This is a genomic window from Nostoc sp. UHCC 0252, assembly GCF_034931145.1.
Taxonomy (GTDB): domain Bacteria; phylum Cyanobacteriota; class Cyanobacteriia; order Cyanobacteriales; family Nostocaceae; genus Nostoc.
This window is the reverse complement of sequence record NZ_JAYGHE010000020.1, coordinates 63,655-85,078: the sequence shown is the minus strand read 5'-3', so window position 1 is coordinate 85,078 and position 21,424 is coordinate 63,655. Positions and strand designations below refer to the sequence as shown.

22 protein-coding genes and 1 tRNA gene are annotated in these 21,424 nt (G+C 41.4%); 8 read left to right on the top strand and 15 right to left on the bottom strand.

What is annotated here, in order from left to right:
- Positions 1-77: 77 nt before the first annotated feature.
- From VB732_RS14400 to VB732_RS14380, 5 genes are all read left to right on the top strand, one after another.
- Positions 78-149: transfer RNA gene (locus VB732_RS14400), tRNA-Gly, on the top strand.
- Between the two features lie 613 nt (positions 150-762).
- A complete protein-coding gene (locus VB732_RS14395; protein ID WP_094329162.1) occupies positions 763-1,170 on the top strand; it encodes a hypothetical protein in 408 nt (135 codons plus the stop codon).
- 4 nt (positions 1,171-1,174) lie between these two features.
- The gene (locus VB732_RS14390; RefSeq protein WP_323231543.1) at positions 1,175-2,440 is read left to right on the top strand and encodes a glutamate-5-semialdehyde dehydrogenase; all 1,266 of its coding nucleotides are present in this window, start codon (positions 1,175-1,177) and stop codon (positions 2,438-2,440) included.
- Positions 2,441-2,603: 163 nt separating this feature from the next.
- The gene (locus VB732_RS14385) at positions 2,604-4,175 is read left to right on the top strand and encodes an alkaline phosphatase (protein ID WP_323231542.1); all 1,572 of its coding nucleotides are present in this window, start codon (positions 2,604-2,606) and stop codon (positions 4,173-4,175) included.
- Positions 4,176-4,696: 521 nt separating this feature from the next.
- Positions 4,697-5,548, top strand: coding sequence for a universal stress protein (locus VB732_RS14380; protein WP_323231541.1), 852 nt, complete (start codon positions 4,697-4,699; stop codon positions 5,546-5,548).
- 287 nt (positions 5,549-5,835) lie between these two features.
- Here the strand turns inward: VB732_RS14380 and psbM are convergent, their stop codons facing one another.
- The 5 genes from psbM to VB732_RS14355 form a co-directional block, all read right to left on the bottom strand.
- Entirely contained in the window at positions 5,836-5,952 is a 117-nt protein-coding gene (psbM, locus tag VB732_RS14375) for a photosystem II reaction center protein PsbM (protein ID WP_012407089.1), read from the bottom strand.
- Positions 5,953-6,096: 144 nt separating this feature from the next.
- Positions 6,097-6,393 (bottom strand): 2Fe-2S iron-sulfur cluster-binding protein, encoded by a 297-nt coding sequence (locus tag VB732_RS14370; RefSeq protein ID WP_323231540.1) that lies wholly within the window; start codon positions 6,391-6,393, stop codon positions 6,097-6,099.
- A gap of 184 nt (positions 6,394-6,577) precedes the next feature.
- Positions 6,578-6,715 carry a photosystem II reaction center protein K gene (locus tag VB732_RS14365; RefSeq protein ID WP_006195022.1) on the bottom strand — a complete coding sequence of 46 codons (138 nt, stop codon included), beginning with the start codon at positions 6,713-6,715 and terminating at the stop codon, positions 6,578-6,580.
- Positions 6,716-6,800: 85 nt separating this feature from the next.
- Entirely contained in the window at positions 6,801-7,949 is a 1,149-nt protein-coding gene (tgt, locus tag VB732_RS14360; protein ID WP_323231539.1) for a tRNA guanosine(34) transglycosylase Tgt, read from the bottom strand.
- Between the two features lie 245 nt (positions 7,950-8,194).
- Positions 8,195-8,647: a hypothetical protein gene (locus tag VB732_RS14355; protein ID WP_323231538.1), complete on the bottom strand. Its 453-nt coding sequence runs from the start codon at positions 8,645-8,647 to the stop codon at positions 8,195-8,197.
- A 378-nt stretch (positions 8,648-9,025) separates the two neighbouring features.
- Between VB732_RS14355 and cobS the strand changes: the two genes are divergently transcribed.
- On the top strand, positions 9,026-9,799 hold the full coding sequence (gene cobS, locus VB732_RS14350; protein ID WP_323231536.1) for an adenosylcobinamide-GDP ribazoletransferase: 774 nt from the start codon (positions 9,026-9,028) through the stop codon (positions 9,797-9,799).
- Between the two features lie 100 nt (positions 9,800-9,899).
- Here the strand turns inward: cobS and VB732_RS14345 are convergent, their stop codons facing one another.
- The 4 genes from VB732_RS14345 to VB732_RS14330 form a co-directional block, all read right to left on the bottom strand.
- Complete coding sequence (locus VB732_RS14345; protein WP_323231535.1) at positions 9,900-10,355, bottom strand: PPC domain-containing protein; 456 nt, start codon at positions 10,353-10,355, stop codon at positions 9,900-9,902.
- An 87-nt stretch (positions 10,356-10,442) separates the two neighbouring features.
- The gene (locus tag VB732_RS14340) at positions 10,443-11,120 is read right to left on the bottom strand and encodes a ComF family protein (protein WP_323231555.1); all 678 of its coding nucleotides are present in this window, start codon (positions 11,118-11,120) and stop codon (positions 10,443-10,445) included.
- A gap of 90 nt (positions 11,121-11,210) precedes the next feature.
- A complete protein-coding gene (locus VB732_RS14335; RefSeq protein ID WP_323231554.1) occupies positions 11,211-11,702 on the bottom strand; it encodes a GNAT family N-acetyltransferase in 492 nt (163 codons plus the stop codon).
- 228 nt (positions 11,703-11,930) lie between these two features.
- Entirely contained in the window at positions 11,931-13,241 is a 1,311-nt protein-coding gene (locus tag VB732_RS14330; protein ID WP_323231534.1) for an alkaline phosphatase PhoX, read from the bottom strand.
- A gap of 636 nt (positions 13,242-13,877) precedes the next feature.
- Between VB732_RS14330 and VB732_RS14325 the strand changes: the two genes are divergently transcribed.
- Entirely contained in the window at positions 13,878-14,489 is a 612-nt protein-coding gene (locus VB732_RS14325; RefSeq protein ID WP_323231533.1) for a PEP-CTERM sorting domain-containing protein, read from the top strand.
- A 458-nt stretch (positions 14,490-14,947) separates the two neighbouring features.
- Here the strand turns inward: VB732_RS14325 and VB732_RS14320 are convergent, their stop codons facing one another.
- The 6 genes from VB732_RS14320 to VB732_RS14295 form a co-directional block, all read right to left on the bottom strand.
- On the bottom strand, positions 14,948-15,088 hold the full coding sequence (locus tag VB732_RS14320; RefSeq protein ID WP_323231531.1) for a hypothetical protein: 141 nt from the start codon (positions 15,086-15,088) through the stop codon (positions 14,948-14,950).
- A 185-nt stretch (positions 15,089-15,273) separates the two neighbouring features.
- On the bottom strand, positions 15,274-15,678 hold the full coding sequence (locus VB732_RS14315) for a VOC family protein (protein WP_323231530.1): 405 nt from the start codon (positions 15,676-15,678) through the stop codon (positions 15,274-15,276).
- Positions 15,679-15,696: 18 nt separating this feature from the next.
- The gene (locus VB732_RS14310) at positions 15,697-16,293 is read right to left on the bottom strand and encodes a tRNA-(ms[2]io[6]A)-hydroxylase (RefSeq protein WP_323231529.1); all 597 of its coding nucleotides are present in this window, start codon (positions 16,291-16,293) and stop codon (positions 15,697-15,699) included.
- Between the two features lie 109 nt (positions 16,294-16,402).
- Positions 16,403-17,932 (bottom strand): tetratricopeptide repeat-containing serine protease family protein, encoded by a 1,530-nt coding sequence (locus tag VB732_RS14305; RefSeq protein WP_323231528.1) that lies wholly within the window; start codon positions 17,930-17,932, stop codon positions 16,403-16,405.
- Positions 17,925-18,758, bottom strand: a complete 834-nt coding sequence (locus VB732_RS14300; RefSeq protein WP_323231527.1) for a serine protease — start codon at positions 18,756-18,758, stop codon at positions 17,925-17,927. Before VB732_RS14300 ends, VB732_RS14305 begins: the two co-directional genes overlap by 8 nt.
- A 56-nt stretch (positions 18,759-18,814) precedes the next feature.
- Positions 18,815-19,384, bottom strand: a complete 570-nt coding sequence (locus tag VB732_RS14295) for a COP23 domain-containing protein (RefSeq protein ID WP_323231525.1) — start codon at positions 19,382-19,384, stop codon at positions 18,815-18,817.
- Between the two features lie 586 nt (positions 19,385-19,970).
- Between VB732_RS14295 and VB732_RS14290 the strand changes: the two genes are divergently transcribed.
- Entirely contained in the window at positions 19,971-21,359 is a 1,389-nt protein-coding gene (locus VB732_RS14290; RefSeq protein WP_323231524.1) for a hypothetical protein, read from the top strand.
- Positions 21,360-21,424 lie beyond the last annotated feature (65 nt).

Below are 21,424 nucleotides of genomic sequence, written 5' to 3'. Positions count from 1 at the left end.
TGACCAATGACTAATGACCAAATTAAAGGGTTGACAATTAGGGATAAATCTGAGATATTGATATATGGCAATTGATTGCGGGTGTAGCTCAGTGGTAGAGCGTCACCTTGCCAAGGTGAATGTCGCGCGTTCGAATCGCGTCACCCGCTTCCAACTAAAACCTCTTGATAGTTTTAACTTCAAGAGGTTTAGTATTTTTAGGGTGCATTGAAGTCTTTGGCGATTCGTGTTGTATTCCTGTGAATCGTTCCCAACGTTCATGAATCTCATAGATAGGTAGAATATAAAGTAATTTATATATGGTGGAACTATCGTATTCGTGGATAGATTTTACCCATCTAGTAAAACTTTTTCTAATTATGGGGGAATTCAAAGGTCTTAGTCTCTGAAAGCGAGTTTATGCATATCAGAAATCTCAGCATATTGCTGGCTAAAATTTAAATGTATCTAAAAGTCTTGAAACTTATGTACGGATAGCTAAATCGTGTCTGGAGGTTAAGGGATAAACGCTCCCATGCTCCCACTGAAACGTCAATTAGTGTCTAAATTTTATGTGAGATTGTCAGCTTCGGAGAAAGACTACAAATTGAAAACTCCGTACTGATATGAAAATTAGGATACTTTAGAGTCTGCTGCATCTACTGGTTGCCAACTTATGTATCAAAAGAGAGCAATCTCTAGTAGCAGAAGCTTCTATTGCATTTACCAAAAGATTATATTGTCGTAGTTCGTGTAAAACACGCTCAAGTTACTAGAACGCTTGTGCAATCTCAAAAACCTGAAAAAATAGATTTCAATACCGACTACCCCTGTCCCTGTCGTCGCCGGGGTCAGTTAATTCCGATTACGTTGACAGAAGCATTTGGTTGCGATCGCTGTCAGCAAATCTTTGTAGTAGAAGATAATGGTCATGTCCTAGAACAGCTTTCCACCACCTATCCCTACAAACGGGCTTGGCGTTGGATGGGAAATAGTTGGCACGTTGTCCATCCGCGCTTGGGAGAAAGCTATCTGCCTATAGCACTTGGCATTATTTTCGTGCTAGTGATTATATGGCTGCCATTAGCGCTGCGATTAGCAAATGGTTCCAGCATTATTGCATGGGCAATGGTGGCGGTACTATTGGCTATTCTGCCAGCACTAATGGTCTGGCTTACCTACAGACGTTAACTCAATGACTGTTGAAGTTTTAGATGACCACCCCGAACCAATTACTAGCGCCCAACGAGCCTATCAAGCTTCCCTAAAGCTGGGGATCACAAAGGGAGCAGACCGGAGTCGTGCAGTATTGGCGATGGCACAAGCCATTGAGCGTTCATTTGACGACATTCTAGAAGCCAATACGTTGGATTTAGAAACCAGTCGGGAAATGGCAGTGCCAGAGTTGATATTAGACTGGCTGAAGTTGACTCCCACAAGGCTAGAAATGACAGTAGACGTTTTACAACGGTTGGGGGAATTATCAGATCCTCTGCGGCGCGTTAGAACGGCTGATTATCAACTGGAAGATTCCCAGAGTTACACCCAGTTAATGTCCTTGGGAGTGATTGGATTTATTTATGAAGCCTTTCCCGATTTAGGAGCGATCGCAGCAGGATTTTGCATCAAAACTGGCAATAGTATAATTCTCAAAGGCAGTACTGAAGCTAGCCATTCTAACGCCGCTATCGCTGAAGCACTGCAAAATGCGATCGCAGAAGTTGGTCTACCTCCGGGCTGTGTAGAACTGATTACAGCCGAACATGGTGCTTCAATTCGAGATGTAGTAACTCAAGATCAGTATGTGAATCTAGTGATCCCCTACGGACGTACTAGCTTGGTACAGCAGGTAGTACGCCAGTCAACTTGCCCAGTCTTAAAGTCAGCAATGGGTAACTGTTATCTCTACTGGTCGCTAAATTCCAGCTTAGAAATGGTGCGCTGGATGATTCTTGATAGCCATCAAAGTGAACCCGATCAAGTCAACGCCATTGAAAAGGTACTCATTCACCGCCAAGCCTTACCTTCATCCTTAGCAGTTCTGTGGAACAGCTTGACGGAAAAAGGCTTTGAAGTTAAAGGGGATGCAGAACTAGTAGAAGCTTTTCCCCAGTTGCATCTGGTGAAAGAGGGCGAATGGGGAAACCCTTATTTAACTAGAACAGTAGCTTTTAAACTGGTGGATAGCTTAGAGGGTGCGATCGCCTGGATTAATCAACACAGCAGTGGTCATGCCGATTGCATCGTTACTGAATCTTACCAAGAAAGTCGGCAGTTTGCTTTGGGAGTTAACAGCGCCTCTACCTACATCAACACTTCCCCGCGTTTTTCCCGTAACCCGTCGCGGGGAGATTCAGTGTTTCTCGGTATGTCTAACCAAAAAGGTCATCGTCGAGGATTTATCAGCTTAGAAACTTTGACCACCGTTAAGCACATTGTTCAGGGAAATGGCAGGTTTTAAATTTAGTGGGGCAGGGACAAGGGGACAAGGGGACAAGAGGTGAGAACTTGAAACAAGTCTTTCCCCAATTCCCAATTCCCAATATTAAACTTAACAAAATCTTAATTTCTGCTTGATCCTGGATTGCTAGGTTCCTTGTATTTACATCTGGGTAGAGGTGAATATGGAACTTATAGATGGCACGCGCTTCCTAGCAAATCGGTGCAGACGGCGGAGTTTTTTGTTGGGTGCAGGATTCTTAACGGGGTTAACAATCGCTAGCCAATGGCATCCAGTATTAGCTAACTCAAGGTTTTCTGATTATCCGTTCAGTCTTGGTGTTGCCTCTGGCGATCCTTTGCCAGATGGTGTTGTTATCTGGACACGACTGGCTCCAAAACCACTCTCTGGAGGTGGGATGCCAGTGGTAAATGTGCCAGTGCGTTGGCAAGTTGCCCTTGATGAAAACATGAAACAGGTTGTGCGTCGAGGAACAGTTCTGGCAACACCAGAGTTAGCACACTCAGTCCACGTTGATGTCCGTGGGCTAGATTCTGACCGTTGGTACTGGTATCAATTTCAAGTGGGTAGGGAAGCTAGCCCCATTGGGCGAACTCGCACAGCACCAGCATTTTATAGCTATACCCAACAACTGAACTTTGCTTTTGTCTCCTGTCAAGACTGGCAAAACGGCTATTATACGGCTTATCGGCATTTAGCAGATGAAAACCTCGACCTTGTGGTTCATCTAGGTGATTATATTTACGAATATGGGCCAGAATCTGGTGGGCCACGTCAACATAACAGTCCAGAAATCATCACTCTTGCAGACTACCGCGATCGCTACGCTTTGTACAGAACAGACCAGAATCTCCAAGCTGCTCATGCTGCTTTTCCCTGGATTGTCACTTGGGACGATCATGAAGTTGACAATAACTATGCCAATTTAATCCCCGAAGATAACCAAACCGAAGAGGCTTTTAGGAAACGCCGAGCTAATGCGTACCAGGCTTACTACGAACACATGCCTCTCCGTGAATCTTCGCTGCCCAAAGGCCCAGATATGCTACTTTATCGGCGGTTCACTTTTGGTAATTTAGCTGAGTTCAATGTCTTAGACACAAGGCAGTACCGGACTAACCAGCCTTGTGATGACGGACTTAAGCCTCGCTGTCCAGAAGCTTTTGATCCAAAAGCTACCATGACTGGCTCAGAACAAGAGCAGTGGTTACGAAAAGGTTTAGATCAGTCGCGATCGCGCTGGAACGTGATTGCTCAACAGACGATGCTTGGCCAGTACAATTTTAATAGTAATCCAGGTTCAGGTGTCTTCAATGTGGATCAGTGGGACGGCTACGTGGCTGCACGGAATCGGCTCTTGAATTTTCTCAACCAGCGCCAACCTTCTAATCCAGTGGTGATTACCGGAGATATCCATTCTAATTGGGTACACGACCTGAAGCTTGATTTTAATAACCCCAACTCAGCAACCGTAGGCACTGAGTTCGTCGGAACCTCAATTTCCTCTGACTTTCCCACAGCATTTATTGCTCCAGTTCAAGCTGCTCTAACCAACAATCCCCATACTAAGTTCTTTGATGGTGCTTACCGGGGATACGTCCGTTGCAACCTTACTCCACAACGCTGGCAAACTGACTACCGCGTTGTATCAAGCATTGTTGACTTGAATGCCTCTGTCAAAACCCTAGCTTCCTTTGTCGTCCAAAACGGACAACCAGGAGCGCAACTAAGTTAACGTGAGTTCGATCAACCTCTTTCTGACTGCAACTAAAGTTCAAGTCTTTCCCTCTCCGAATCGGAGAGGGACGGTTTTACGTAGAAAAACCAGGGAGAGGTCGAAATATAACTTTAGAATATTCAAGCTAGAAGCGATCGCTTCTTAAACTACAGCCAATCAATTATTTTAAAGAGTTATTCTGGCATTTCTTTGCAATACTTAACTAACTTCTAATTAAAAAAAGTAAATATAGATTAACAATGATAACTAACATCATATTTTATGAAGTTAGTCAGACTAATTTGAGAGTATGCTTAATAATTGGAGTCTAGTTAACAAGTTAAGTAATTAGGTGCAAATAAACTTAAAGTTTTGTTGAGTCTTTTTTACTTTACTATTTGTTTGGGTATTAAATATTAAGAAACAAAGTTTATTTGTGCGAACTTACTAACTAGGTTATCGAGTAAAGCGGTAAAAGTCTGACCTGAGCCAAGTACTAAAAGCGAAAACAAAAGTAAACTTGAAAACAATTACGTAAGATGATAAAAAAAATTTTGCTGGCTGTGTCGGGATTGGGACACGCAGAAGAAATGCTCAAAACCCTGAGAGAAATCCCTTCAATTGAATCTGCGAAAGTTACAATTTTGCATGTTGTTCAAGCACAAAATACTGCTGCTACCATGACAACTAAATGGGAAAATGGCGGTAAAATTCTGGCTAATGCCATTCAAACATTGAACTTAGATCCTAGTCAGGTTTCTTCAATTTTGCGCGAAGGCGATCCCAAAGATGTAGTTTGTCAAGTAGCTGATGAAATTGATGCTGACTTGATTGTTATGGGTTCACGCGGACTTAAGCGACTGCAATCGATTTTATCGAACTCAGTTAGTCAGTATGTTTTCCAGCTATCTTCTCGCCCCATGTTGCTGGTAAAAGATGACATTTATGTGAAAAGAATTAAGCGCATTATGGTGGCAATAGACAGCTCTGATTCTGCAAAAAATTGCTTGAAATTGGCACTGTTTTTACTGCGAGATATTCAGGGAGGCCAGTTAATTTTGGCAAATATTAGTACAGATTTAGGTGGTAAAAAATCGGAGATAACCGAGGTTAACTCAGATAAAAATCCAGTTTTAGCAGCCGCAGTTGCAGAAGCTCAAAAACAAGGTATCCAATCTCGTTGTTATATCAGCAGTGGCAAACCTGGTGAAGAAATTTGTCGCTTGGCAGAGGAGTTGAATATAGACTTATTATTACTCGGTTCTCCAGATCGCCGTCCATCGATCGCTAAGAGTTTTGTTGATATAGACAGACTCATCGGATCTTCTTTATCTGACTATGTTAGAATCAACGCCGCTTGTCCGGTATTATTAGCGCGGACGATCGCTTAAATTAAGAGTGCTGAGTATAAAAATTCTTGTAAAAGGGTAGTAAAAAAGTCAAATTTGTCTTGTCTTTACTACTCAGCACTCAGTTATATCATCTCCGGCAAATTACTTAGTGATATGTCATTGCGAGTGCAAGGCTTTTGGGATTGCTGCGTTCCACTTCGTACCCTGCGGGTTCCGCCCTCCCTGGTACGCAATGATAATCGTTTAACCGGACATGATATTAGCGGTTGATAAATAAAAACCCCCACACTACTAGTGCGGGGGTCATTTATTTTATACACAAATTCTTAACTATCTTTTCCACCTTGACGGCTAGCAGTTTGGATGTACAGAATTAGTAAAAACACAGTGGGAACTAATACGAACAAAATGCTCGCTACGAACCCCAGGTCATTAACTTGCATGGCAAGAAAGCCTCTCTTAGTTTTCCAGTCAACAACATTAGGATACCATTATCAACGACAGAGTTATACCAATTCAAAATTCAAAATGAGTCAACTTAATTTTGGTAAGTATTTTGACTCCTGACTGGATACAAATTTGAAAACTTAAGGCTTGGTGACTACGCTGACTGAGCCATTCACTAAAGTTTGACAGGCAAGACGGTAATTTTCGGGTTTCTTCTTGAATTTACGGTTTTCTACATCTGTGCGGGGGGAAAGATTTTCTAGTCCTTCAACTATCTCAACAATGCAAGTACCGCATTGTCCACTACCACCGCAATTAGTCATCTTGCCAATGAATGTATATATATCAATGCCATTTTGCATAGCTTTGAGCCGGAGATTAGCACCATCGGCAGCCACTACTTCTTTATTCTCTTTAACAAATTTGATATTACCCATAAATCATCCCTCCTTGACCTAAGCTTGGCTTTCAAGGCTTTATATTGACATGGCTTGATTCACATCTTATTTATTATATTAAATCATTACAAAATATTAATAAATGTTAATTGTATGAAACACAATGCCACAAAAAATAGGACAGATAATATACCTGTCCTATTAAATCGAAAAATAGACTAACTTACCTAAATCCCACAGCTGCTTGCCAAACGAAAGCAAGCAACAAGAAGAATACAGGGATGACTGGGAGAACATCTACCAAAGGATCGAAGATTTGGTAAGCTTCAGGCAGTTTTGCTAATAAAAGTGCTGCTTCCATGTTTGTTTAAATCCACCTATCCAACACAGCTTTCATAATTGAGAAATATCTTAACATGGTTTGGGTCTTGGTCATTGGTCAATAGTTATTTGTCATTTGTAATTTCTTCTTCATCTGGTGCTGATTCAGATGAGTTGAGCCAGTGACCAAATTCTGTGACAAAGCGATCGCTTAATATTGCTTCTCTAATCTTTTGGGTAAAGCGAATTAGCTCGGTAATGTTGTGAATGCTCAACAACGTATAAGCTAAAATTTCTTGCGATCGCACTAAATGAGATACGTAAGCTCGGCTAAAATTTTGACAAGTGTAGCAGGGACAAGTTTCATCTAATGGCGCAAAATCTTCACGAAACTTAGCATTCTTTAAATTCCAGCGTCCGCCCTGGACTATTGCTGTTCCATGCCTTGCCCAGCGAGTGGGAATTACGCAATCAAATAAATCTATCCCAGATGCGATCGCGATCGCCATTTCCCGATAAGTACCCACACCCATCAAATAGCGCGGCTTTTCGGGCGGTAGAAGCGGTGCTGTGACTTTTACAATCTCAGCCATCAATTCTGGCGGTTCTCCCACACTCACGCCACCAATGGCATATCCAGGCAAATCTAACTTAGCCAAAGCTTCAGCCGCACGGCAACGCAAATCCAAATACACGCCCCCTTGCACAATCCCAAACAAAGCCTGCTCACTGCGTTGATGAGCCGTTATACAGCGTTCTAACCAGCGATAAGTGCGCTCAGTTGCAGTTTCCACCTCTTGGCGAGTCGCTGGGTAGGGTGGGCACTCATCAAAGGCCATGATCACATCTGCCCCCAAAGTATTTTGAATCTCAATGGAGCGTTCTGGTGTCAAGTTAATAATTCGTCCATCGTGGGGTGAGCGGAAAGTTACACCTTCTTCAGTAATTTTTCGCATCTCACTTAAACTGAACACTTGAAACCCACCCGAATCTGTAAGCATCGGGCCGTTCCAACCCATAAACTTGTGTAATCCTCCACCTCCAGCCACGATCGCTTCCCCTGGTTGTAGGTGAAGATGATAAGTATTGGATAAAACCATTTGCGCCCCAGTATCTCGTAGCTGGGCTGGGGTGATAGTTTTGACATTTGCCAGCGTTCCCACTGGCATAAATCTGGGGGTTTCTACAACCCCGTGAGGAGTGGAAAACACTCCGGCTCTAGCTTTTGTCTGACTACAGCAAGCAAGACATTCAAAGGAAAAATTCGCACTCATGCCATTTTGGATTTTTGAAGATGCACCTATTAAGACTTATGCAAAACTATACGACGTAGGGGCAATTCATGAATTGCCCCTACATCAATAAAACGCAGCCTGACATCAAATTGGTATAGAAGTAGCTATTTTACGCGATGTGCGACTTATTCTTAAAACCCCACTTCCATTCCTCTCCCCGAAAGGTCTGATAGGCTTTGATTATTGCTCCCCTTACCTTGTAGGGAAGGGGCTGGGGATTAGGTTTAAAAAGAATCAGAACAGTCATCGTCAATTTCTGCATCCCATCTGGCTGAGAGGACTTGCTCCATCATCGCTTCTATGGCGCTGACATTGAAGGTTCGCTCTCGCCGTTCTTGTACGGGGGTTGAGCGGGGAATCAACCGCAGACACACTCCTTCTTGCATCAAATCAAAGTAAGTTTCTTGTTGCGATGACTGTTTGAGTTCCAAGTAATCAAAACTACAAACATTCAAATATAGCGCATGATTAGCCACTAAGGTAGACCTTTGTGGATTAGCAAAAACTTCCATCACATCCCCTTCACCCTCGCTCAGTACCTTATCTTCTTGGGTGTAGATGTAGTGGACTCGACCTAAATCTGCCAGCAATCGCCGGATGTCGACCTTATTCACAATGATGCCCGTGTTAATAATGCACGGAGCTGGTATCCTGGTGTCGGGTAGATGGTGACTCATAGGAAAATAGCGATTGAGCTAAGGAGAGCAAGAACATAGCTAAACTGTCATAATTGAGTAGCTTGTTTACTCCCTACATTTAAAAAAATATCAATTTTGTGGGGCAATCGTCTAACAATTTGGAGTAAGTTTTTAGTTAACGAATACAAAATCCAAATTTTGATTACTGATGGAATTTTAATTTCCTGAATCATTCGTTTTTCTGTATAAAAAACTGCTCAAAATTTTTTATTTACTACTTAGACCAGGATAACAAAATTTTCAGTGATAATCTCTAACAGAAGTAAATCTTATCTAAATTTTTAAAGTCTGCTTATGTCGGTTGTACCGAAGCCAAGCCTATTATCCAGCAATTAACCAAATATTAATGTAACTACGATGACGAAACAGCAACAGTGGTGGAAAAAGCTGCTGTTAAAGCTGGCAGCTAGTATTATATTTTACACAAGTATTCCATTACCGTATTTGGACGGATTAGAGTTTCAGGAAGTGGCGCGTCTTGCTTCGCTTGTAGGGTTGATGATTGGGGGAATTTTAGGGTTACTGGATACGGGGATGGATTATATTGCTGTACCCGTGTTAACTCGTAGTGCTTTGGTAGTAAGTATTTGGATTGCCATAACTGGAGGACTGCACTTAGATGGAGCAATGGATACTGCCGATGGTTTAGCAGTGGGCGACCCAAAACGGCGGCTGGAGGTGATGGCAGATAGTGCTACAGGTGCATTTGGGGCAATGACTGCGATCGCCTTAGTGTTACTCAAAATTACAGCCTTAACAGATATGTCAGAAAACCGTTGTTTGTTACTGATGGCGGCTTGTGGCTGGGGACGTTGGGGACAACAAGTAGCGATCGCCCGATATCCTTATTTAAAACCAGCCGGCAAAGGTGCATTTCACAAACAAGCCATTCGTTCTTACAAAGATTTATTGCCAGGATTGTTATTGCTGTTGGCTTTGAGCGGTTTACTAGTGCTGATAGATAAACAGCAATTATTTCTCGCACTAGCAATGATAATTGCCGGAAGTGCGATCGCCACTTTAACCGGTGCATGGTTCAACCACAAATTAGGCGGACACACCGGAGACACCTACGGCGCAGTCGTCGAGTGGACTGAAGCCTTATTTCTCTGCGTGATGACCGTTTTTTAAGATGTGGGGACAAGGGGACAAGGGGACAAGGGGACAAGGGGACAAGGGGTGAGAACTTGAAACAAGTCTTTCCCCCAATCCCCAATTCCCAGTTCCCAACTCATTTAATCGGTTGCAGCTTTGTCACCTTGAGTTTAAAATTCCCCACCCCAGTTTCTCCAAAAGACCGGACACGAATAACATAATTCCCTGTCTCTACGATGCGGGTAAATAGCAGGGAATTGCTACTACCATCAGGCCCATCATCATTTTCTGCCATAGTTGAACCATCGGGTGCTAGCAGTGTGATAATGCTGTCAAAATTTTCAGATGACAGATCAACTGCTAAATTATCGCCCTTTTGTAACTTCACAGTATAATCACGAGCAAACCCACCTTGACCTGTGGGAATGTCTTTATCTGAGAGGCTATCGGAAAGTTCAGTACTGTTAGATAGAGGAATTGGACTATACAACTTATTTTGGGCAAAAGCCGCACTTGTACTTACGCCTATTGCCAGCAATGTGGCAGGAATAATCATGAATTGCTTCAAACCCGCCGCAAAAACTTTATTCATACATTTCAAGCAATTTTTTCCACAAGAATAGAATAATTCGGTAAATTTATGCGCTTATATGTTCAAGTTAACCCATTAAGCCTGGATTTATCCGTCTTTGACAGCAGTGGCTACTGCTACTAATCCTAAGACCACGATTCCATACTGACGAAGTGTTTGCACAGCAGACCTGGCAGTAGCACCGGTAGTATAAATGTCGTCCACTAACAGCACAGGAACATTTGGGGGGCGATCGCAAAATTCTTGTCCAACAGCAAAAGCTTGAGCCAAGTTTTTTTCTCGCTTAGATACCGATAAACCAAATTGCGCCTCAGTTTCTCGCACTCTGGCTAAACCGTTTAGTTTCAATTTTAATCCAGTTATTTCGCAGAAGCTTTGGGCTATTAGTGCAGCTTGATTGTATTTACGTTGCTTTTGCTTACTAGGATGCAGTGGAATCGGAACTACCACAGGTTGGCTATCTCGCCTGGGCGAATTTAACAACCATGCTTCTCCTAACCATTGACCCAAAGGGCGAGCTATTTGGGGTTGATTTTCGTATTTCATCACCGCGATCGCTCGTTTTACCGGGCCACCATACTCCCCCCAACCAAACACTGGTATTGGCTCTTTCCATAAAGAAATCGGGTCTTTACGTTGACATTTTTGCAGTTGTCTGGTGCAGTTATGACAAAATTCTTGGGAAGTTGCGCGTTGACATAAGGGGCAATGGGATTGAAGGAAAAGGTTGAGTAAGCCTGTGAAATTTTTGATCCAAGGGTGCATTTTAGAATTGTCCTTTGTCATTAGTCACTTGTCCTTTGTTCTTAGCTAATGACCAATACTTCGACTTCGCTCAGTACAAGTGACCAATGACTAATGACCATTGACTAGTGACTTAAAATACACGCGATCGCAGCGTGTTGTTTCTACCCCTGTTGCTGGAGTGTAACCGTTGCTTTCATACAGCTTGACTGCTTCCACCAGAACACTGGCGGTTTCAATCCAAATTTCCTGAAAACCACGCTTTGCGATCGCTGCTTCTAGCTGTTGTAACAAATATTTCCCTAATCCTAAACCCCTGATGCTGGGTAAAAGATACATTTTGCGGATTTCTACAGCTTTTTCACCTCGATGTATGGGGTAGTATGCCCCAGTACCTACTAACTGGCTTTGGTGTTCAATTACCCAAAACTCTCCCCCAGTAGCTAAATAACATTCCTCAACTTGCAGCACATCTCGGTCAGCGCCCTTTGGTTCCCAACCCAGACCGTATTCTGATAATACATAACTGATGACTTCGGCGGCTCTTGTGCGATCGCTTGGAACCCAATCACGAATTATAAAATCTTGATAATAGTTTTTCATTACCATTTGCTGGTCAAGTTTACACAGAAAATTTTCTGGTTCTATATCCCAATTTACCCAGCAAATAGCTTTTATGGCAGAGTCAGTTTCAGACGGTACTCTCAAGGTGTCAATCAAAAGACAAGGGAAGGAGAATTGTCCTCTCCTCCCCTTGTCTGCTTACCTAAGATAATTCAACGATATAGTAGCGATACGTGCGGCGGGCTAAATTGATATTACGACTTGATATTAGCCTCTATGACTTGTCCAAGGGCCCCAAATTGCGAAAGTAATACCAGGAGTTTGGATGTTGACAAACAAAGTCTTACCATCAGGTGAGAAGCAAGCACCAGCGAACTCCCTGTCATTGATAGCATTACGTGCGAATTGATAGAGTTCACCCTTGGGAGTAACACCTACTAAGAACTGCTCATCATCTCCATCTTCACAAAGAATGAGATCACCATAAGGTGAAACAACGATGTTATCTGGATTTTCCAGTTCGGCAGAAGATGTAGACTCTACAAACAGTTCAATTGTCTCTTTAGCAGGAATATAGCGCCAGACTTGACCAAGACCTAAAGCACCGCCACTTGTACAGCAAAAGTAAATTTCACCGTCACCATACCAGATACCTTCCCCACGAGCAAACTGGGCTGCTCCTTTTGCAAAACCTTCTACTCGTACAGTATCTTCAGGTGGATTAGGGTCAGTAATTGTTACCCACTCTACTTTCATCGGCTTCCGTTTAGGGAAATCCGCAAAGGTTTGTGCTTGAAAAATATCTTTGAATTTTAAGGCTTGAAGAGTGCCTCCTTTTTCTAACCTGCCACGTTCTTTTGGAATGAAACGGTAAAAGAGACTATCTCCTCGGTCTTCTGTCTCATAGACAATTCCAGTTTTGGGGTCTACAGCAACGGCTTCATGGTTAAAGCGTCCCATAGCTATTAGAGGCTCAGGCTTTACAGGAGAAGTAGCGCTAGCTGGAACCTCAAAGTTATAACCGTGGGAAGTTGAGACATTATTAGTAGGATTTGCTGGATTATTTGTAGCCACAGTGGAGGTGTTTTCTTCACAGGTAATCCATGAACCCCAAGGAGTTGGCCCACCTGCACAGTTACGATAGGTTCCACTTATGGAAGTGAAGTGTTTGATTAACTGACGATTAGGCCCAACAACTAAATTTGTTGTGCCACCTTTACAAAGTGGATCGTAGGGTCTTGGCCCGATGACTTGTGTAGGTGAACCAGGGCTAAGTTCGTGGTTGCGAACTAAAATTACTGTATTTCTGGGGCCTGGGAAAGCCGCCATCCCATCGTGACCGCCAGGCACTAAAGTGCCATCGTTCATGAGTTCATCTGTTAGAGAAAAAGTTCGATACTGAAATCCGGCTGGTAAATCTAACAAGCCATTGGGATCTGCTACAAGTGGCCCATATCCTTTACCAAATTTTCGACCAAAGGTTTGTCTGGCTAGAAGACCTTCCAAAGGAGACACCATCAAAGTGCCGACAGCAGTTGTACCTGCTACTGCAAAAAATTTACGTCTTGAGAATGTCATGAGGATGGTTTGGTTACTTCAAAGAATGCTTAAGAAAAAATATTTGATTTTGATTAAATTTGGGTAATGGTTTATTTAATTTAGGGTTAGTTAACAAAAGATAAATTTATATAAAAATTACCTAAAATCAGCAAAGAACATGCATGTTATGTTGGTTTATCCAGCCTATCATCTATATATCAACATAGTCTGCGGTGGCAGATAGCTTCGTTGTAATGGTGCTTCTTAGAAGGTAAAACAAATAATATATAAGAGTGGATTTTACAAAATAAAGATATTTGTATACTGGCGATAAGATGAGGTTTGGTTAAGGCAAGTTAAAGATTAATTTAAGCAAACAAATATAACCTAATCTCTTGAAAAAAATTATATTTCATGGAAAAAATATAAGGAAAATCTGAATCTAAATGATACAATTTGCCTGAAGCATTTCAGACATTAATCAGATAGAAAAGTCCATTTGTCTTATCAGTGACAGAGCTTAAAGCTTCTAGTTTTAGGAGCAATTAAGCCTATTGACTCTGAATTATCTTGCGTTTTGCATTTTGCTAACTACGCAAGTAATTTCAAGAACCAGTATTGATTGCAATGCTGATGAAAATTTTGCAGTTAACTACAATACCAAATATCAAGAACATGAAAAGCATTCGTAACCAAATTAAAGCTACTGTAGCTGTTGTTGCTTTTAGTATAGCTGGTTTAATTCATGCTCCCAGTGCTGATGCTGCTTCTTTTGAGCTTGATTGGCTAGGAGATAAAGGTTATTCAGCTAAAGGGCAGTTCAGCTATGATGATAATTTCCTGGGAAGCATTGTTACCAAGGATCAACTGACTGATTTTGGTATTTCTTTTTTCAACCCACAGGGAACTTTACTACAAAGTTTTAACTACGATTTTCCCCAATCGGATAGTAGTTTTAATTTCAACTTTGATCCAGTCACAAAGACCGTTTTACAAACTGGTAATTTTGACACATCTAATGGTTTTGATTTAGGAATTGACTTTGCAACAGATGTGACAGGTTTAGATTTTTATACTTATCTAAATGCTGAACAAGGATTACCAACAGCTAAAATATTCTTGAAGGATGACCTTTCCCCAGAAGTATGCGATACATATCCAGACTGTAGGTTGGATCTTGGGGGTAAGTTAACTGCAACTGCTATTCCTGAACCTGGCGCAATTTTTGGTCTGTTGGTTCTTGGTTTGATGAATAGAGCCTTGAAGAAAAAGCCAGCATCTACATAGACAGTGAACCTGAATAGTTGAAGCTAGCCTGATTAGAACTGTAATTAAAATTATTCTAGCTTTAATGACCAAAAACTTAGAAGGTTATAAATGCCTAAAATTTCTAGGGGGACGTATTGCAAATATGTCCCCTATTTATAGTAAGTAGGTAATAAGAAATCAAACTAACAGTGAACGTTTAACGTAAGGATTCAGGAGTCAGAATTCAGGAGCCAGAATAAATGAGACAGCCAGCCAAAACATTTTAAGATTTGATAGTTTGGCAAAAAGCACACCAGTTTGTTTTATTGGTACATCAGTTTACTTGTCATATCATGTCCGGTTAAATAATTGTCATTGCGAACGAAGTGTTCGCGGAGCGTCTCGTAGAGATAGCAATCCCAAAACCCTTGCGATTGCTTCCTTCCACTTCGTTGCACTCGCAATGACATATCATAAGTAATTTGCCGGACATGATATCAGTTCCCTAAATCGGAAATATATGGACTTATATCAGGTTCGACTAAAATTGTTACAAGGAAGCGATCGCGGTAGCGTCTCGTAAGAGAAGCGGAATGAAGCGATCGCAACATCTGTACATTGCGATTGCTTTGCTTCACTGCGTTACGCTCGCAATGACAAATTATGTTTTTACACATTTGGGATGCTCCCGCGCGGTCTTCTCTACGAGACGCTGCGCGATGGGGGTTTCCCCCGTGAGTGACTGCCGGTGACACATCAGGATTAATGCTTCAACTTGAGGAGGTTGTTAAATTCTGACTCCTGACTCCTGAATTCTTACCTCTTAAATAACAATTCCTAGATTGTTGTAGATTTCGATGAGATTGCCATCAGGATCTCGAAAATGAGCCGTGCGAATTCCCCAGTCTGGGCGATCTTGTGGTTCAGTCACAACGATCGCATTTTGACTCTTTACTTGCTGATAAACCTCATCGACACTATCGACTGCGAAAATCAAGGCAATTTTATCTCGATTGACAACGTATGAAGGCTGTTCGATTCTTGGGACTACTTCAGCCATTAATTCTTTTTTGAACAAACCCAGCTTGAGATATCCGGTATTAAACTCAGCATATCCGCTATCTTCATCGCCCCAATCGACATCAAACTTTAGCAGATCCCGGTAGAACAGAAAAGAATCTTTGTAGTTGGATACAAGCAGTCTCAGGTGTGTTAACTGAAGCTTCATATCTGTTACCTTAGTCTACTAACTGTGAATTCTAGGTTCTGGGTGCAAGGTCGCTAGCAACTCACTTTCGACAATTGCCAATTCATCAAGCCGTTGCATGACAATTTCTTTGTCGAAGTAAGTAGCAGCTAAAACCCAATATATACCGTAGTGACGCGCTTCGGATGCCATTAACCCCCGATAAAATTTTGCTAACTCTGGTTCTGGACAATGAGCAGCTAATAGCCCTAAGCGTTCGTGAGAACGAGCTTCGATTAAACCAGTGACTAGTAAGGAATCCAGAAATCGCTCAGGTTCTTTGGGGCGGACTTGAGCCTTTAAACCTGCTCCGTAAGGAGGCGGTGGTAAGGGAGCTAGAGGAATATTTCGGCGTTCTAACCATTGGTTAACTAGCTCAAAGTGTTCTAGTTCTTCACGGGCGATCGCAGTTAATTCCCGCACCATTTTAGTATTGGAAGGGTAGCGAAACATCATGTTCAAGGCCACACCTGCTGCTTTGCGTTCACAGTGGGAATGGTCGAGTAAAATGATATCTAAGTTTGCGATCGCTTGTTCAACCCAAGCAGAGCTAGTGGGCTGTTTTAGGGCGTTGATAGTTGGTAACTGAGTAAGCACATTACAAAACTCCAAAATTTAAATTTGGCTGAGTATCCCAGCAAATTGATTTTAATCGGGAATGGAGTAATTTGTTACTCTTATCGGTCAACAAGACTTTACCATACCCTTACGATTGAAGTTTTTTAATTAACTCTAATAACTGTTGATAATCATCTATTTTCCCTTGTTCCAAATTCAGATTAGCAGCTTTTTGTAAATCTGCGATCGCACCCTGTTTATCTCCCAAGGTATAACGGGCAATTCCCCGACCAGTATAGGCTGGAGCTAAGTCGGGATTGAGTCGCAAGGCTTGGTTAAAATCAGTAATTGCTCTCTTCTTGTCTCCCAAATCAAACCGGGCAATTCCGCGACTGGCGTAAGGTGGGGCAAGATTGGGATTAATTCGCAAAGCTGTAGTAAAATCTGCGATCGCTCCTTTTTTATCTCCCAACTGATAACGGGAAATTCCCCGTCCCCCATAGGCTTCGGCATAGTTGGGATTAAATTTTAATGCTTGGTTGAAATCTGCGATCGCTCTTTTGCTATTATCCAAGCTATTATGGGCAATGCCACGGTTGTTGTAGGCAAAGACATAGTTGGGATTAATTTCTATGGCTCGATTATAATCTGCGATCGCACTTTTCTTGTCTCCCAAGGCAGAACGAGCTAAACCCCGGTTATTGTAAGAATCAGCATCTTGGGAATTAATTTTTAGAGATTGATTATAGTCGTCAATTGCGCCTTGGAAGTCTCCTAAGTTATAGCGGGCAAGACCGCGATTATTGTAAGCATCAACATATTTAGGATTTCGGCTAACTGCTTTAGTATAATCAGCGATCGCACCTTTAAAGTCTCCTTTATCGTATTTATCGCCAGCTTGAATATAGAAGTCGTCTGCTTTCGGTGCTGTTGCTATTGGTACGCTGGGAGGACTAATGCCTAAATCTACGCCAGCCTGAGTTGACATTCTCAAAAAGGTATTAACCGGAACGCCTAAATTAAAACCTGATTTGACATAAGCAACTGTGGAATTGATTTTTGAGGTTTCTATATCTGCTTCATCTCCTCTGCCATGAATTCCTACCAATTCGCCTTGATCGTTCAGCACCGGGCCACCACTCATCCCCGGTAAAGTAACATTACTGTAGACCAAGGCATAACCATCACGCAGAGGTTTGGAAGCATTAGCAGTAATTCGTCCAGTGACGAAATTGTAAATTGTGCTAGAAATTGCGGCTGTGGCTTGTGGGAAACCAGCCACATAAGCTGTAGTCCCTTCGGTCGCTGCATTGGAATTGCCGATTTTAGCAACAGTGTAAGCTTGTTTGCTGGTAAACTGGACAATTGCTAAATCTACTTCAGGCAGCTTTTTCACAGTCTTGTAGTCGAGTGAATAACGCTGGCCATCTGGAGTGACAATTTCATATTTGGTTTGAGTTTCGATTACGTGCTTGGCAGTGAGGACTATGTAAGTGTTGCCTTCTCGCTGAATTATGACTCCAGTACCAGAACCATTTTGATTGTCAATTAGTACCGTGATTGCTTTGGCAATTTTACCCACCTCATTTGAGGATAAGGCGACGGCAAATTGCGGTTGTACAAGGGTAATTGCCACTCCAATGATTGCTGGTGCGATCGCATCATAAAATTTAATCATTCAAACTTCCTCTCCCATCACTCTTATCAGCCTTATTTAAAACGGGAGAATCTTTAGTTTTTATAGATTTTGGTGTCATCTGCACAAGCTTTTCCATTGGTACAGCCCAACTTAGGCGGATAATCATCTGATGTAATTGTTCATCAGCTTTGGAACCATCCTGAAAAACAGAAGGAGCATCCCACAAAGGATAAGCCTGCATTCCATTCACTCCCACAACCTTACCCTGACAATTCAACAATGGCCCGCCACTCATGCCCTTTTTGAGATCGTTAGTATATCCAAGCTGATAACCTCCCTCTAAAGGTTTGGGTAGTATCAACGAAATTTTACCAGTAGTAAAGGCCAAACTTTGGTTCTGAAAACCTTCTTCGGTCGCAGGAAAACCCGCTACAAATACCTCATTTCCCTGCTTAGGGGAAGATGCAAGGGATGCCACAGCATAGATAGTACTGGGACTTTGAAATTGCAATAAAGCTAAATCATTTTCCCCAAAATTCAAATTTTGAGATACATTAGCTGCATAAATGTTACCATCCGGGGTTTGAATGCGATAGGGGCGATCGCCTGCCTGTAACACATGAGCATTGGTTAACACTGTATAAACAGCAGATTTTTTCCACAGTATAATTCCTGAACCCAGAAACTCTGTTGATAAGACTTTGACAGTGATAGACTGTGCATTTTGAAAGATTTGCCCCGACTCAGAGATGTTGCAATTAAGGCTTTTATCTGGGGCAGAAACACTGTTAACTGGTGTCGATGCTGACAATGAAAGGGATAAACTGGCAATACAAATAACCAGTATGAATTTATGCCAATCCATCTGATATAGGTAATTTTAAATTATTAACGTGTGTGTAGTCCGTCACAGATATCGCATCAAGGAGTATTACCTGAACCTTGATCGGACTCACTATTTAGCTCATCTGTAACATTATTTAAATACACATCAAAATTGATATTGAGATTGTCTCCACCGCTTTCATTCAATACATTTCCAGCTACCAAACCACGGCGATTTAATAACCTTCGCAGAGTAACTTTGGCATTACTACCACGCTTGAGAGTGAATAACAAACTGCTATCTGTACAAGGAGCATTTTCTTTAGTAGCAGCACATACAACTGGTTCCCCTCTCAGCGTCCCAGTCCTGATGTACTTTAGCGTACCATTATCATAGCTCCTTTGAAATCTGCGAGATACTTCTTGACAACGGCGCTCAACTGTCCACTCTTGCGAAAAGTAGTTCTGAGAAGTCCACTTAATCATCGGCACTTTTCTTCCATTTTGGGTACGAGCAAATGTTACGGATACACCATTACTCTTTCCACAATAGAAAGTTGTCCCTTCAGCATAACTAGGGTGATTGATGCTTACAGTTGTGGTAAATGCAGCCAGCGAAGCTGTTGCAACTTTTATCAATCTTTGAGCAACTAGCCTTAGTCTCATTATTAATGCGTAACTTACTAATAAAACAGCAGATATGTTACTAAAATTTTAAGACCTAAATTGATATTTATGAAATTACCGGATCTAATTTCATAAAGTCCTAGCAAACCCGATGCTACTAACAAAGGTAAGAAATAATAGATTCCCCGGTAAGCTAACATTGAACCCAAAATCGCCTAATTGTAGCATTGGTTCGTGCAGATTCAGGCGTTAATCCCATAACACCTCATTTTAGGGCGATATCTACGATCAGATCGCCTACACAAATAGAATTTATGGTACAATTGTACTATAAATACGAATGTCCGGTGAGTATGTAATAGGCTTATTCGGCAAATTACTTATGATATGTCATTGCGAGTTTAATCGGCATGAGATAACGCTAAGTTTGGCAAGAAGTGCCCAAATTTTCTACCCATAAAAACTAGCACACTGAGGCTTTAACAAGGGAATTTTGCCCTCTGCATTAGCATATATTTTGCATGAATTTATTGTGTGTTTGTCCTTCAATTTTTCGCGGTTGGAAAAACTTATTATAAACCGTGAATTTAACAGGCTTATTGACCTTTAGATGGAAGGTGACAATATGACAAATAATCAAATTTCTCTGCTAGAACTTATCCAGATTTTTGCAGAATATCGCAACAATATCATTGTCAACATCAAGCATCTGCAAGAAAATTATCAAAGGACAGGCATCAAGCGGGTTAAAGGTGTGAGAGACGAAAATGGGAACCTTTTACAACCTTGGTTACAAACAGAATATATAGATGATGCTGAGTATGTTGGTATAGGCGGGTTTCAGTTTAACCGCAATACTGCTACTATCAATATGCTTATCAAACGTAAAGTCAAACTTGCCAAATCTGAAGACAAAACCCCCACTCTTGAAGTAGCAGGTTTGCTAGTAAATGACCTGAATAGCTTCAATAATTACACGATTGTAAGCGACGGCAAAATCAATATAAAGTCCTTACAAGTCAAAATTAGTAGTAAAAAAGTTTTTGACTTGCTCAAAGAAAAAAGTCTGTTAGATGCAGAATGCTTTGATTTCCGTACTGAACATACTATTCGGTTAGATAACTTACCGCTTGTAACTGCTAATAGTTATTACAGCAGCATTGATGGACTATTCAATGAACTCGCAGAAATTAAAGTACTAAGTAGTATTATTTCTGCTCACTTAAAACAGGAATCAGATGCATTTGTATCAGAACAGCTAGATGAGTTTAAAAAGCACTATCTATCTAAGAGTGTTTACCTTAACTTTCCTACAACTAATGAATACACTGACATCCATGAAGCTTTATTGAATGGTACTCTTGACTCAAGATTGAGCTACAAAATCGACATCGGTAGTCAAGATATTCTGAACTTAAGTAAGTTCCCTTCTGCTAACAAGTTTCTGAATAGAATGTATCGTCTTTATGATAAGGAGACTGGAAAAATTATCATGAAGGCAAGTTTTGATATGGCATTTAATGAGAATTTTGCTGTCAAGCAAAGATTACTGTCATCACGCACCAAGATTACAAAAGTTGATGAGTTTATGAAACCAATTTTTGACGATTTTCTTGGGATTGAGCAAAATGGCATAGTCGTAGATATTCTTAATAAAGTAGGTGCTGATAGTTTGGCGCAGTTATTACAAGATAAGCAAACTGGTAAGCAAATCAGTAAAGAGGAAATGGTTGCAGCGTTGACGGCAGCGAATATCAAGCTAGAACAATATGCAGAAAATATCTATCAAGATAAGGTTTCTCCCTTAGTATTTTATATTGGTTGTACTGGAGTATTGCCAGAACAAATGGAAGTAAAACCCATGACTGCTGAAGAAGCTGCTGCTAAATACCCAAATTTGCAATTTTCTAAAAATGAGCAAGAAGGTACTTTTTTTGCAGTCGGTGATAGTATTATCAGCATTTATGCCAAAACTGAATACTACAGCAAAAAGGTGGCTATCCTAAATCCTTAGTGAACAATAAGATCCCCGACTTCTTTAAAAAGCCGGGGATCTTATTATTTCTATTATCAAAAATT

Bases quoted from the DNA above. Each gene is read 5' to 3' on its own strand.
- VB732_RS14390 (WP_323231543.1), top strand. From the start codon at position 1,175: ATGACTGTTGAAGTTTTAGATGACCACCCCGAACCAATTACTAGCGCC.
- VB732_RS14385 (WP_323231542.1), top strand. From the start codon at position 2,604: ATGGAACTTATAGATGGCACGCGCTTCCTAGCAAATCGGTGCAGACGG.
- VB732_RS14380 (WP_323231541.1), top strand. From the start codon at position 4,697: ATGATAAAAAAAATTTTGCTGGCTGTGTCGGGATTGGGACACGCAGAA.
- psbM (WP_012407089.1), bottom strand. From the start codon at position 5,952: ATGCAAGTTAATGACCTGGGGTTCGTAGCGAGCATTTTGTTCGTATTA.
- VB732_RS14370 (WP_323231540.1), bottom strand. From the start codon at position 6,393: ATGGGTAATATCAAATTTGTTAAAGAGAATAAAGAAGTAGTGGCTGCC.
- VB732_RS14365 (WP_006195022.1), bottom strand. From the start codon at position 6,715: ATGGAAGCAGCACTTTTATTAGCAAAACTGCCTGAAGCTTACCAAATC.
- tgt (WP_323231539.1), bottom strand. From the start codon at position 7,949: ATGAGTGCGAATTTTTCCTTTGAATGTCTTGCTTGCTGTAGTCAGACA.
- VB732_RS14355 (WP_323231538.1), bottom strand. From the start codon at position 8,647: ATGAGTCACCATCTACCCGACACCAGGATACCAGCTCCGTGCATTATT.
- cobS (WP_323231536.1), top strand. From the start codon at position 9,026: ATGACGAAACAGCAACAGTGGTGGAAAAAGCTGCTGTTAAAGCTGGCA.
- VB732_RS14345 (WP_323231535.1), bottom strand. From the start codon at position 10,355: ATGAATAAAGTTTTTGCGGCGGGTTTGAAGCAATTCATGATTATTCCT.
- VB732_RS14340 (WP_323231555.1), bottom strand. From the start codon at position 11,120: ATGCACCCTTGGATCAAAAATTTCACAGGCTTACTCAACCTTTTCCTT.
- VB732_RS14335 (WP_323231554.1), bottom strand. From the start codon at position 11,702: ATGAAAAACTATTATCAAGATTTTATAATTCGTGATTGGGTTCCAAGC.
- VB732_RS14330 (WP_323231534.1), bottom strand. From the start codon at position 13,241: ATGACATTCTCAAGACGTAAATTTTTTGCAGTAGCAGGTACAACTGCT.
- VB732_RS14325 (WP_323231533.1), top strand. From the start codon at position 13,878: ATGAAAAGCATTCGTAACCAAATTAAAGCTACTGTAGCTGTTGTTGCT.
- VB732_RS14315 (WP_323231530.1), bottom strand. From the start codon at position 15,678: ATGAAGCTTCAGTTAACACACCTGAGACTGCTTGTATCCAACTACAAA.
- VB732_RS14305 (WP_323231528.1), bottom strand. From the start codon at position 17,932: ATGATTAAATTTTATGATGCGATCGCACCAGCAATCATTGGAGTGGCA.
- VB732_RS14300 (WP_323231527.1), bottom strand. From the start codon at position 18,758: ATGGATTGGCATAAATTCATACTGGTTATTTGTATTGCCAGTTTATCC.
- VB732_RS14295 (WP_323231525.1), bottom strand. From the start codon at position 19,384: ATGAGACTAAGGCTAGTTGCTCAAAGATTGATAAAAGTTGCAACAGCT.
- VB732_RS14290 (WP_323231524.1), top strand. From the start codon at position 19,971: ATGACAAATAATCAAATTTCTCTGCTAGAACTTATCCAGATTTTTGCA.